The organism is Aliamphritea spongicola, assembly GCF_017051665.1.
GTDB classification, from domain to species: domain Bacteria; phylum Pseudomonadota; class Gammaproteobacteria; order Pseudomonadales; family Balneatricaceae; genus Amphritea; species Amphritea spongicola.
Genome location: NZ_JAFIDL010000002.1, coordinates 211,773 through 224,279, shown reverse-complemented (window position 1 = coordinate 224,279; position 12,507 = coordinate 211,773). Strand labels below are relative to the sequence as shown.

The following is a 12,507-nucleotide window of genomic DNA, read 5'->3' as shown; positions in this document are numbered from 1 at the left end:
CCTCAGCTCCTCAGCGTTCCTTGTTATACGGAATACCGATCGCTTTCGGCGCAATCGCTTTGCCAATAAAGCCGGCCAGCAGAATTACCGTCAGCACATAAGGCAGGGCCTGCATCAGCTGTACCGGTACTTCACCGATAACCGGCAGCTGAACGCCCTGAAGCCGTACAGACAAGGCTTCCAGAAAGCCGAACAGCAAACAGGCAAACAGTGCAGCCTTAGGATGCCACTTACCGAAAATCAGCGCTGCCAGGGCGATATAGCCCTTACCGGCAGACATGTCCTTCAGGAACGCCGCATTTTGCGCCGTCGACAGATAGGTACCGGCGATACCACACAGCAGACCTGCACAGATCACCGCCCGGTAACGTAGCCAGGCAACAGAAATACCGGCAGTATCCACCGCCTGCGGGTTTTCACCCACCGCCCGCAGACGCAGGCCAAAACGGCTGCGGAAAATCACCCACCAGGTCAGCGGCACGGCTAACAGCGCGATGTACACCAGCAGGTTATGGCCACTCAGTAATTCACTGTAAATGGCACCGATCACCGGCACGTCTGCCACGGCAGCTGCTCCCGGAAACTCCAGTGCAGCAAAACGGGCATCACCGCTCAGCTGTGGCGTCTGGCCGCCCTGGGCGAACCAGGCAATCCCAAGTGTTACCGTCAGGCCGGAAGCCAGAATGTTAATCGCCAGACCACTGACCACCTGATTACCCCGATGGGTAATACAGGCAAAGCCGTGCAGCAGGGCCATACCCACCGAGACAATGATGGCGCAGCCAAGTCCCAGCCAGGCGGAACCGGTCACTGCGGCAGTGGCTGCTGCAGCAAACGCACCGGCCAGCATCTTGCCTTCAAGGCCAATATCCACAATGCCAGAGCGTTCGGAGAAGACCCCCGCCATGGCGCAGAGAATCAGCGGCGTAGATACCCGGATGGTTGAGTCCAGAATTGACACCAGCATCAGTAATACATCATTCATGACTGAGCCTCCTCTGCCAGATTATCCTGACGGGCCGCTTTACTCAGGGTATAACGCAGGAACAGTTTTTCCAGCGTCGGCTTGAGCATGTAGGCAAGCGCACCGCAAAACAGAATCACCAGACCCTGAATCACAACGACCAGATCACGGGTAATGGTCGAGATCTCAAATGACAGTTCCGCACCGCCCTGATACAGGGCTCCGAATAAGATACTGGCGGCAATAATGCCCAGCGGATGGTTGCGCCCCATCAGCGACACGGCAATCCCGGTGAAACCGGCACCGGCCACGAATTCCAGCAACACCCGCTGCTGCGCACCCATCACCTCATTAATGCCTACCATGGCCGCCAGTGCACCGGAAATGCACATACTGATCACAATAGTACGGCGGGTATTAATCCCGCTGTAAACAGCCGCTTTTTCATTGAAGCCGATCATCCGGATGGCATAGCCCCAGCGGGTGTGCCAGATCAGCAACCACACCAGCACACAGGCCAGCAGCGCCAGAATCAGGGATACATTCAGCGGGCTCTGTTCAATCTCAATCCCGAAGGCAGCAAACACCTGATACATATAGGGCAGGGTGGCACCTTCCGCCAGGCTACGGGTTTGCGGCGACATGCTGCCCGGTTCAATCAGGACGTTTACCAGCAGATAGACCATCAGTGCGGATGCAATGAAGTTAAACATAATGGTAGTGATTACAATGTGGCTGCCCCGGTACGCCTGCAGATACGCAGGAATATACGCCCAGGCCGCGCCAAACAAAGCACCGGCAGCAATAGCAAACGGCAACAGCGCCCACCATGGAAGCCAGCTGTCGAGCATCAGGCAGATCAGCCCCACGCCCAGGCCGCCTAAATAGGCCTGACCTTCACCGCCGATATTGAACAGCCCGGCATGAAAGGCCACCGCCACGGCTAAGCCGGTAAAGATAAAGTTAGTGGCGTAATACAGGGTATAGCCAATGCCTTCGCCATAGCCGAATGCACCGAACAGCATGACCTGAACGGCTTCCAGCGGGCTTTCGCCAATCAGCATAATGACACCGGCAGACACAATAAATGCCAGGCAGATATTGATCAGTGGGATCAGGCCAATATCAATCCAGGCTGGCAGGGTACGGTTACTCATCAGGCATTTCCTCCTGCTTCGCTGGCATTACCCATCATCAGACCCAGAGTTTTGGCATCCGCATCGCTGGCGGCAATTTCGCCGACAATCCGGCCTTCAAACATCACCAGAATACGGTCACACAGAGACATAACTTCCTCAAGTTCTACCGATACAACCAGTACCGCACTGCCGGCATCCCTTAACTTCACAATTTGCTGGTGAATAAACTCGATCGCGCCGATATCCACCCCACGAGTTGGCTGGCCAACTAACAGCACTTTTGGCTGACGTTCCATTTCCCGGGCAATACACAGTTTCTGCTGGTTACCGCCGGAAAAGTTCGCCGATTTCAGATCCGGGTTACCCGGACGTACATCGAATTCATCCATCAGTTGCTGACAGTGGCGGGTAATAGCAGCGCCATCGGTCAGTAGGCCACGGTTGAACTCAGGTTCATCCTGAAAGCCCATAATGGCGGACTCACGGGCACTGAACGCGGTAACCATGCCCAGACGGTGGCGGTCTTCCGCCACATGCCCAACGCTCAGATGGCGCAGGTCTTTGGCGTCCAGCACATTGGCTGCATCAATCAGGGTGCCATTTACATTCAGCTTGCCGTCTTCAACCGGACGGATGCCGCTGAGCACTTCCAGCAGCTCGGTCTGGCCATTACCGGAGACCCCGGCAATACCGACGATTTCACCGGCCCGCAGTTGCAGGCTGACATCATCCAGACGGGCAACCGCATCGGCATCACGCACGGTCAGGTTGTCGGCCTGTAACAGCACGTCGCCCGGCTGCGCCGGTGCTTTATCCACGTGCAGCAGAACTTTACGGCCCACCATCAGTTCGGCCAGTTCTTCTTTATTTGTTTCTGCCGTTACCCGGTCTGCCACCATGGTGCCGGCACGCATCACTGATACATGATCAGTAATGGCCAGAATTTCCTGTAATTTATGGGTAATCAGCATCACGCTGACTCCACGGCTGCGCAGGGTGTCGAGGATACTGAACAGCTGATCGGCTTCCTGAGGTGTGAGTACCCCGGTTGGCTCATCAAGAATCAGAATATCCGCACCGCGGTACAGCGCTTTAAGAATTTCCACCCGTTGCTGCAAACCCACCGGCAGATCGCCGGTCATGGCATCAGGATCGACCGCCAGGCCGTATTCTTCTGACAGCCGCTGCAACTCTTTACGGGCATCAACCATACTGTGGCGCAATGAACTGCTGGCTTCCGCCCCCAGCATTACGTTTTCCAGTACAGTAAAAGTATCCACCAGCATGAAATGCTGATGCACCATGCCAATGCCAGCATTGATGGCATCTTTAGAGGCACGAATTTTCACCGCCTTACCGTTAATCAGTATCTCGCCACTGTCTGCTTCGTAGAAGCCGTAGAGAATACTCATCAGGGTGGATTTGCCGGCGCCGTTTTCACCGATAATGCCATGCACTGTACCGCGACCGACCTGCAGGTCGACGTCGCGGTTAGCATGGACCGGCCCAAAACGTTTATTGATCTTGCGCAGATCAATAGCAGGCGGCTGGTCAGCCGCCTGTTGAGGGTTACTTATGGTCATACTGCTTCAGTCGTTTAACGCTGTAATCAGTTCATTGCCGGACAGGTGTTATCCGCCATGTAGTCATGAACCACGATCTTACCGGCAATGATGTCAGCCTTCGCCTGTTCAACAGCAGCCTTCATTTCCGGTGTAATCAGATCTTTATTGTGCTCATCCAGCGCCCAGTCTACACCGCCTTCAGCCAGCCCCAGTACGTTAATACCCGGCTTCCAGGTACCGTCCTGTGCAGCTTTGAAGGAGTTGTATGCAGCAATATCAACCTGCTTGGTCATAGATGTCAGCATGGTGCCCGGGTGCAGGTGGTTCTGGTTAGAATCTACACCGATAGCGAATTTACCGGCATCTTTAGCAGCCTGGTAAACACCGGCACCGGTTGCACCGGCCGCGGCAAATACAACATCGGAACCGCGGTCAAACTGGCTCTTAGCCAGCTCGCCACCTTTACCCGGATCGTTCCAGGCAGCAGGCGTAGTACCGGTCATGTTGCTGATCACTTCAACATTGTTTACCGCGTATTTCGCGCCCTGCACGTAACCGCAGTTAAAACGGCGGATCAGCGGGATATCCATGCCGCCCACAAAGCTGACTACTTTGCTTTCAGACTTCATTGCCGCCAGCATGCCCACCAGGAAAGAACCTTCCTGCTCTTTGAACACAACGGACTGAACGTTTGGCTGATCAACAACCATATCGATGATGGTGAAGCGGGTGTCCGGGTAAGCTTTTGAGGCTTTCTCAACCGCAGATGCCTGCGCGAAACCAACACTGATTACCGGGTCAGCTTTACGCTGCGCCATTTTACGTACTGCCTGCTCACGCTGGGCAGGGTTAGTCACTTCAAATTCCTTGTACTTGATACCGGTTTCTTTCTTGAAACGCTCAACACCGTTGTATACGCCTTCGTTGAACGACTTATCAAACTTACCACCCATATCGAATACAACAGCTGGCTTCAGATCAGCCGCTGTTGCAGATGCGCTGATAGCAACCGCCGCAGATAGCGCAAGTAACTGAAATTTCATGGATTTATCCCCTGTAGTCATAGCTTTATTGTTATGTTTCGTGATACTTTGTGCGTCACTGGCAAACTGCCAGTCGCGCACAAAGCTTTTCAAAAAAAGTTCTTAAAAAAGTTCATCAAAACAGTATTACCGGCAGCACCTTCCGACGCAGTTTACGCCACCGGAACCGGTATGCAGACGCAGCCATTCAGCGGCCAGCTAAGCCCGAATTCCCTACACCACCGATACTAATTTTTCTGCCTGGTCAAAATTTGGCAAATTAGACGAAAGGATACAGCAAACTGCCTGTCAGATTAACCATTAGCGGCCAAATTATGACCGCTAACCGTCAATCGTACAGTCAATAATAGCCCTTATTCAGGGTTTGGCCTTGGCTATCTCACGTAAGCGCTTCACAACCTGCGCATTCACAGACCGCTGTGTAAAGCTGCCGTCCTCTTTCAGCAGCCCGGCCTTACGTCCCATAAGCACTTCCAGACACTGATCAACCGTCGCCACCGCGTGAATACGGAACTGCCCCTCTGCGACCGCATCTACCACCTCACGCTTAAGCATCAGGTTACGCACATTAGCCTGTGGAATGACCACGCCCTGATGGCCGGTCAGCCCCCGGGTTTTACAGACTTTAAAGAAGCCCTCAATTTTTTCATTCACACCGCCGATTGCCTGCACTTCACCGTACTGGTTAATGGAGCCTGTGAGGGCAAAATGCTGCTGAATCGGAATATGGGTCAGCGCGGAAATAAGAGTACAGATTTCCGCCAGCGAGGCACTGTCGCCGTCCACGTAACCGTAAGACTGTTCAAGCGCAATGCTGGCAGACAGCGCCAACGGGAAGTCCTGGGTATATTTATGCCCCAGATACCCGGACAGGATCAGCACCCCTTTAGAGTGAATTGGCTGTCCCAGGGTAACTTCACGCTCAATATCAATGATGCCTTTATTACCCGGGTGGACCGTGGCGGTAATCCGGGCAGGAAAACCAAACGAAACATCGCCAACACCCAACACCGTCAGGCCGTTACTGCGGCCCACCGCTTCACCAGACGTATCAATCAGTACCGTTTCATTGAGAATGCTGTCGAGAATTTTCTCTGATATACGGTTGGTGCGACGCTCTTTGGCATCCAGCGCCAGTTCAACATGGCTATCGTTGATCAGCTCGTCCTTCTGCTGCACCCGGCGGTAATCCGCCTCACACAACAGATCTACCAGCTCACCTACATGAGCGGACAGTAAGTCCTGATCTTCCACCAGCCGGGAGCTGTGTTCCACCAAACGCGCCACCCCCTGACGAGTCAGCTGTGCCAGCCCTTCTTCATCGGCCAGGGTTTTCATCAGCCGGGCATAGTTACGGATGGTTGCCGGCTCACGCTTCACATCTTCATCAAAATCCACCACCACGCGGAACATCTTTTCAAAGTCGTGATCCAGATCCTGAAGCAGGTAGTAAGTATTACGGGTGCCGATCAATACCAGTTTGACGTTCAGCGGAATCGACTCCGGCGCCAGACTGACATTCCCCATGCCGGTCATTTCCGAGATCGGGTTCTCAATACGGATTTCATGAGCCTTCAGCGCCCGCTTCAGGGCACCGTATACAAAGGGCTGCTCTATCAGCTTTTCAGCTTCCAGAATCAGATAACCGCCATTCGCCCGGTGCAGGGCGCCGGAGCGGATCAGCTGAAAGTTGGTGCTGACCGAACCCATTTCACTGGCGTACTCCACCCGGCCAAACAGGTTGTCATAGGTAGGGTGGGACTCGAACACCACCGGCGCGCCTTTGGTCTTCTGGTTATCCACCAGCAGGTTCACACCGTAGGTCTGATCCATATACAGCCGGCGGGCAGTATCGGTACGGTTTTCATTGGGTTTTTCTTCCGCAATCAGATCCGTCGCCGTTTTCACCAAATTCTTTTCCAGCTGGGTGAAATAGCTCATCAGGCTGTTATTGCTGTTGTACTTTTCCCGCAGCGGCTGCAGCAGAGGATTAATTGCTTTGCGGGCGGTTTCCCGGTCCAGCACCTTCATCCGGTCACCGGCTTCACGCTTCCACTGCGGCAGGCTGGCCAGTTGCTCGTTCAGATATTCTTCCAGCTTGGATATGTTGCTGGTGAACTGATCACGGACTTCTTCCGGTAGCTGGGAAAACGCCGCCTCATCCATCCCCTGACCGTCGGCAACCGGCGTAAAGCCAATAGAGCCGGCATCCCGGAAGAGGGCGATACTGTGTTCCCGGGCCAGATCATCCACTTCTTCAATGGCCTGATCATAGAGACGGTTGAAATCCCGCTCGACCTTACCTTTCTTACGCTGATAGGTCGGGCTTTCAAAAGCAGCGGGTAATTCGGTGAGGATACCTTCAATAAGATGTTTAATGTCCCGTTTGAGCATCCAGGCTTTACCGGCAGCCATTTCAATGGCCAGCGGGCGGCGGGAATCATCCAGATTATTCAGGTAACACCAGTCTTTAGGTTTGGCATTGGCTTTCTTGGCAATGGTCTTAAGGCTGTCCATCGCAAAAGAAAAACGTCCGGTATGGGGATTACCCATTACGAAAATATTGTACCCGGGGCGGGTCATGCCAATACCGAACTCCATGGCTTCAATGGCACGTTCCTGGCCAAAAAAACCGGCATAGGGCTCGAGGGTTTCCGTTGTTTTGAAAGGTAACAGCTCTGTACTGCACTGGCGGTACAGCTGATCCGGTGAAAGTAACGTCTCTTTTTCCATATTGAGGCCCCTGCAGAGATTCGGGATAACCTCTTTATAACCCTGCAAAAATTCTCACGCAAGTTTACAACTGCACATTATATGTACCGCTAAGCTATTGAATTCAGAAAAGAAGCAGAAGAAAGGAAACAGAAAAAAGCAATGCAGTTAAGACACCGGGTACTGTTTGCCGAAGGCAATACAGTACCCGGTATGAAAGGGCTTCAGGCGTTCAGCTGACGGCGCAGCTCCTGAATAACTTCTCCGGTGTCAGGACGTACCCCGCGCCAGATAAAAAAGGATTCCGCGGCCTGCTCAACCAACATGCCCAAACCATCAATTACCTTTGCAGCCCCATGGGCATCTGCCCAGCGGTTAAATGCGGTAGGTTCAGCACTGTACATCATGTCATAGCACCAGGCATCGGCTTTAAGCAGATCATCCGGCAGTGGCGGTACTTCCCCCTGCAAACTGGCAGCCGTGCCATTAATTACAAGATCAAACTGCTCACCTTGCAGCTGATCAAAGCTCACTGCACTGATATCACCGTAATCTGCAAACAGATCCCGTAAGGTTTCGGCCCGGGACAAAGTACGGTTGGCAATGACCACCCGTTTAGGCTTTGCTGCCAGTACCGGCTCAAGCACACCACGGACTGCACCGCCGGCACCCAGGATCAGCACGTCTGCACCTTCAATACGGCCGCCATGGTTATCGACAATATCAGTTACCAGCCCGACACCGTCAGTATTATCGCCGCACAGTTCACCGGCCTCATTACGGTACAAAGTGTTTACCGCGCCGGCCAACTCCGCTCTTGGGCTGCGCTGTTCTGCCAGCGCCCAGGCTTCTTCCTTAAACGGGATGGTAACGTTAAGGCCACGGCCCTGATCATCCAGAAACGTGTTCACACCTTCTGCAAATCCGTCTTCAGGAATCAGCATGGCATCATAGCGCAGCGCCTGATCGGTCTGACGGGCAAAAGCAGTATGAATCAGAGGCGATTTAGAGTGCTTAATCGGATTACCGAAAACAGCATAACGCACGGTCATCTCAGGCCTCCAGCCATTCGGTGGGCTTCAGGTAAACATCATACAGCTCGGCTTCTTCAGTACCCGGTTCCGGCTTCCAGTCATAACCCCAGCGAACTTCCGGCGGAAGAGACATCAGAATCGATTCCGTACGCCCGCCAGACTGCAGCCCAAACAAGGTGCCGCGGTCAAACACCAGATTAAACTCCACATAACGCCCCCGGCGGTGCAGCTGGAAGTCCCGCTGACGCTCGCCATAAGGCATGTCTTTACGCTGTTCGATAATCGGACAGTAAGCCGGCGCGTATGCATCACCAATTGAACGCATCAGCGCAAAACTCTGATCAAAGCCCAGCTCATTCAGATCATCAAAGAACAAACCGCCAATGCCCCGCGGCTCATCCCGGTGCTTAAGGTGGAAATACTCATCACACCACTTTTTATAACGGGGATACACATCTTCACCGAAGGGATCGCAGGCATCCTTGGCTGCCTGATGCCAGGCAACACAGTCATCTTTATTGCCGTAGTAGGGCGTCAGGTCAAAACCGCCACCGAACCACCACACCGGTTCTTCACCTTCTTTCTCCGCCACAAAAAAGCGAACATTGGCATGAGACGTCGGCACATACGGGTTATGCGGGTGGATCACCAGTGACACGCCCATGGCCTGAAATGTACGACCCGCCAGCTCAGGACGGTGTGCAGTCGCAGAACCTGGCAGCTTATCGCCAAACACATGGGAAAAATTCACACCGCCTTTTTCAATAACCCCGCCGGACTCCATCACCCGGGTACGACCACCGCCACCACCTTCACGGTCCCAGCTGTCTTCACGGAAACAGGCACTGCCATCGGCTGCTTCCAGCGCTGCACAGATGCGATCCTGTAAATCCATTAAGTATTCTTTAACCGCAGCGATATCAACGGCAGACATAAACTCTTCCTCTTACTATTGCTGCCATGCCCGGCAGCAGGGGGCGAAGTTGCAGATGCATTTACAACTCTGATCAGCTGCGTAATAACGCATCCGTTTCCAGGCTGCGAATCTGTGTAGGCTGTGCCATACTGCCTAACTCTCCTGGCAAAACATATGCCAAATCGCACCTGAAGTTAATATTCACTTTCAGCTTATCCCTTGCAGGCTCTTGACTTGCGTAATTTGCAGATGTTGAAACAACAAAGGAATCAAAGGCCTCACATAACGCTTTTACGCCTAAGTGAGCACTTACTCTCACAGCAACAGAACTGTGTTTTCCTTTAATCCAGGAGGGGATAATATCGTCCGGATCAGGCAATACCCAGGTAACAGGACCCGGCCAGGTAGCCAGCACTTTCTGGCGCTGTTCTTCGGTAAGGTTTGCCAGCAAAGGCGCGATTTGTTCGGTGTCAGAGGCAACGAGAATCAGCCCCTTGTGCATAGGCCTGCGTTTCATCGCAAGCAGATGCTGAACAGCAGTCAGATTATACGGATCGCAACCCAGACCCCAGACTGCTTCGGTAGGATAAGCAATCACACCGCCGTGGTGCATTGCCCGGGCTGCCTGACGCACATGCCAGTCTTGCATAGATAGAACTGCCCAAGATCAGATAAAATTACTCGCCAGACTATCCTGTGTTCATTGTAAATTTAACGCTGAACAGCTTCAGAATACTGGCCGGAAAAGGCCAGAAAATTACTCTAATTGCGGCGATTTATCAATCAAAACTGTGGCTGAAGCCCGGTGCCTGCCCACTTTTCAGATGCAATTACAGCCGCAGATATCCGTCCGGACGGTTTTCAACCAGCCCCTGTAGTTCCAGCCCAACCAGTTTAGCCATAATATCCCCTGCGGGCAGACCTGATTTTTCGACCAGATAATCCAGCGGCGTCACTTCATAGCCGATCAGTATTAACAGCGCCTGCAACTCTGCATCCAGCGCACCGACAACTTCTGTACGGCTTGTTTCCGGCTGAGCAACGCTATCTCCGTCTTCCAGGGCATAGCACCCCAGTATGCTGCTCAGAGGCTCAATAATATGCGCGGTGGTTTCAACCAGTGTGGCGCCTTCCCGAATCAGTGCATGGCAACCGTGCCCCTGTGGGTTATTCAGAGTACTCGGCAGGGCAAACACTTCCCGGCCCTGTTCCAGCGCTTGTCGGGCGGTAATCAACGAACCGCTGCGCAGAGCAGCTTCCACCACAAGAACACCGGCGGATAAGCCACTGATAATACGGTTACGCTGGGGAAAATTATAACTGAGGGGCACGGTTCCCAGCGGAAACTCTGACACCAGCGCCCCCTGATGCAGCAGAATCTGCTCGGCCAGACTGCAGTGTCTGCGCGGATAGGTCACATCCACCCCACAGCCAAGTACGGCCACTGTCGGACGCCCGTTATCCACGGCCGCCTGATGTGCCTGACCATCAATCCCCAGTGCCAGTCCGCTGGTAATCACAAAGCCCGCCTTACTCAGCGCCCCGGCAAAACGCCGGGTATTCTGCAAGCCACCGCGACTGGCATTACGACTGCCAACAATAGCCAGCTGGGGTTGATACAGACAATCCACATTGCCCCTTACATAGAGGACCAGCGGCGGATCAGGAATAGTTCGTAGCAGAGGAGGGTAGACATCATCTTCCCAGAGGATGACATGATGTTCAGGATCAAACAGCCAGTCACTCACCCGCTGCAGGTACTCAGCAGCAAACAGCCCCTGTCTGTAAGCACTGACAGCCTGGCAAACAGCATCGCTCAGACCAAGCGCAACCAGCTCTTCTGCTGATAAGTCCAGCACCCGGGACACCGAGCCAAACTGCTTCAGCAGGGCGTGGCACTTACGGCGGCCAAGCCCCGGAATCAGCGTAAAAACAATACCATCACGTTGTGAGCGGTCCATGAAGATTTCCTGTCCTTAGGAGGCATTCAGCCGGAGTTTTGTTTGCTTACTCGGGGTTACGCACCTCGTCACCAACAGCAATCACATTGGTTGCTTTGAGGATCAGTGCGTAACTGACTTTTTCGAAAGGACTGAAAATCATCATCAGCCCGGACTTTTCAGCAGGCAGGGTAACCGGCTCTTTTGTGACCGGATCAATCAACAGCTCACCGGCAGTGTAAACCGATAGTACGTGACCGGTATCCAGACCTTCCCGGGTACCTTTGTTGATCGCCACAACATCATACTGACCGGCTTGTTTAACCCCGCGAACAACCGACAGAATCCGGCCGTTGATTTCCCCTTCAGGCTCACTCGGATAATACGTCGAGGTCACCCGCTTATCTTCACTCGGGAACACCCGGTCAAGACTGGAAATTTCTTCATTCGTTTCAAGTAAGTCCAGAGAAATAATGTCTTCTTTACGGGCGAATACACTGGCTTCACCAACCTTTCTCAGTTCAAAGCCCAGCGACTCCTGGGTATCCGGATCAATGAACTCCCGGGCAGGGCGGTAAAGATTCTGGTAGTGGTAATCCTCGACCAGCTCACCACGGGCATACACCCGGTCACCGGCACCCGCCACCAAACGGTTATTGGTACTGCCCAGAACATAAGGTGCTTCCAACAACGTATCGGAACCCTTCACCACATGCTCACTGAGGAAGCTGCTGATATCTTTCAGATGAATAGCAGGAATGGCGTCATCCAGCAGACTGACTTTCGCTTTCGGACTGAGCTTACGAATGCCCTTATTCAGCTGCAGACGCGGCTTGCCGTTGACCCATACCAGTGTCAGCCGGTCGCCGGGATAGATTAAATGGGGGTTATCAATTTGCGGGTTAAAGCCCCACAATTCAGGCCACTTCCATGGGGACTGAAGAAACAGCGCAGAAATATCCCAGAGAGTATCGCCCTTAACAACGATATATTCCGATGGATAATCCTTTTTCAAAGCGAGTATATCGCCCTTATCTTTCGCTGTTGCCGAGGAGGTCATTAACCAGCCGGCTAAACATAAACAAAGCAAACCACTGATAAATCGGCGCATCCTTTGATTCCTTGTCTGACAGCAGTTGATCCTGTAATCCCTTACAAACATGTAAAAACACGTCCAATACTGCTGAATTAATA

10 protein-coding genes are annotated in these 12,507 nt (G+C 53.2%); all 10 read right to left on the bottom strand.

What is annotated here, in order from left to right:
• Positions 1-10: 10 nt before the first annotated feature.
• The 10 genes from JYB63_RS07625 to JYB63_RS07580 all read right to left on the bottom strand — a co-directional run bounded on the left by JYB63_RS07625 (position 11) and on the right by JYB63_RS07580 (position 12,424).
• On the bottom strand, positions 11-985 hold the full coding sequence (locus tag JYB63_RS07625) for an ABC transporter permease (protein ID WP_205657263.1): 975 nt from the start codon (positions 983-985) through the stop codon (positions 11-13).
• Positions 982-2,121, bottom strand: a complete 1,140-nt coding sequence (locus tag JYB63_RS07620; RefSeq protein ID WP_205657262.1) for an ABC transporter permease — start codon at positions 2,119-2,121, stop codon at positions 982-984. Before JYB63_RS07620 ends, JYB63_RS07625 begins: the two co-directional genes overlap by 4 nt.
• Complete coding sequence (locus tag JYB63_RS07615; RefSeq protein WP_205657261.1) at positions 2,121-3,686, bottom strand: ABC transporter ATP-binding protein; 1,566 nt, start codon at positions 3,684-3,686, stop codon at positions 2,121-2,123. The genes JYB63_RS07620 and JYB63_RS07615 overlap by 1 nt, the downstream gene beginning before the upstream one ends.
• A 26-nt stretch (positions 3,687-3,712) precedes the next feature.
• Positions 3,713-4,711: a BMP family lipoprotein gene (locus JYB63_RS07610; protein ID WP_205657260.1), complete on the bottom strand. Its 999-nt coding sequence runs from the start codon at positions 4,709-4,711 to the stop codon at positions 3,713-3,715.
• Between the two features lie 357 nt (positions 4,712-5,068).
• Positions 5,069-7,444: an AAA family ATPase gene (locus JYB63_RS07605; RefSeq protein ID WP_205657259.1), complete on the bottom strand. Its 2,376-nt coding sequence runs from the start codon at positions 7,442-7,444 to the stop codon at positions 5,069-5,071.
• A 203-nt stretch (positions 7,445-7,647) separates the two neighbouring features.
• Positions 7,648-8,475, bottom strand: coding sequence for a shikimate dehydrogenase (gene aroE, locus JYB63_RS07600; RefSeq protein WP_205657258.1), 828 nt, complete (start codon positions 8,473-8,475; stop codon positions 7,648-7,650).
• Between the two features lies 1 nt (position 8,476).
• Positions 8,477-9,391 carry an oxygen-dependent coproporphyrinogen oxidase gene (hemF, locus tag JYB63_RS07595; RefSeq protein WP_205657257.1) on the bottom strand — a complete coding sequence of 305 codons (915 nt, stop codon included), beginning with the start codon at positions 9,389-9,391 and terminating at the stop codon, positions 8,477-8,479.
• Between the two features lie 73 nt (positions 9,392-9,464).
• Positions 9,465-10,022, bottom strand: coding sequence for an L-threonylcarbamoyladenylate synthase type 1 TsaC (gene tsaC, locus JYB63_RS07590; protein WP_205657256.1), 558 nt, complete (start codon positions 10,020-10,022; stop codon positions 9,465-9,467).
• Between the two features lie 181 nt (positions 10,023-10,203).
• Positions 10,204-11,334 (bottom strand): DNA-processing protein DprA, encoded by a 1,131-nt coding sequence (gene dprA, locus JYB63_RS07585; RefSeq protein WP_205657255.1) that lies wholly within the window; start codon positions 11,332-11,334, stop codon positions 10,204-10,206.
• Between the two features lie 46 nt (positions 11,335-11,380).
• Positions 11,381-12,424, bottom strand: a complete 1,044-nt coding sequence (locus JYB63_RS07580; RefSeq protein ID WP_205657254.1) for a LysM peptidoglycan-binding domain-containing protein — start codon at positions 12,422-12,424, stop codon at positions 11,381-11,383.
• Positions 12,425-12,507: the final 83 nt, after the last annotated feature.

Bases quoted from the DNA above. Each gene is read 5' to 3' on its own strand.
- hemF (WP_205657257.1), bottom strand. From the start codon at position 9,391: ATGTCTGCCGTTGATATCGCTGCGGTTAAAGAATACTTAATGGATTTA.
- tsaC (WP_205657256.1), bottom strand. From the start codon at position 10,022: ATGCAAGACTGGCATGTGCGTCAGGCAGCCCGGGCAATGCACCACGGC.
- JYB63_RS07620 (WP_205657262.1), bottom strand. From the start codon at position 2,121: ATGAGTAACCGTACCCTGCCAGCCTGGATTGATATTGGCCTGATCCCA.
- dprA (WP_205657255.1), bottom strand. From the start codon at position 11,334: ATGGACCGCTCACAACGTGATGGTATTGTTTTTACGCTGATTCCGGGG.
- aroE (WP_205657258.1), bottom strand. From the start codon at position 8,475: ATGACCGTGCGTTATGCTGTTTTCGGTAATCCGATTAAGCACTCTAAA.
- JYB63_RS07625 (WP_205657263.1), bottom strand. From the start codon at position 985: ATGAATGATGTATTACTGATGCTGGTGTCAATTCTGGACTCAACCATC.
- JYB63_RS07580 (WP_205657254.1), bottom strand. From the start codon at position 12,424: ATGCGCCGATTTATCAGTGGTTTGCTTTGTTTATGTTTAGCCGGCTGG.
- JYB63_RS07615 (WP_205657261.1), bottom strand. From the start codon at position 3,686: ATGACCATAAGTAACCCTCAACAGGCGGCTGACCAGCCGCCTGCTATT.
- JYB63_RS07605 (WP_205657259.1), bottom strand. From the start codon at position 7,444: ATGGAAAAAGAGACGTTACTTTCACCGGATCAGCTGTACCGCCAGTGC.
- JYB63_RS07610 (WP_205657260.1), bottom strand. From the start codon at position 4,711: ATGAAATTTCAGTTACTTGCGCTATCTGCGGCGGTTGCTATCAGCGCA.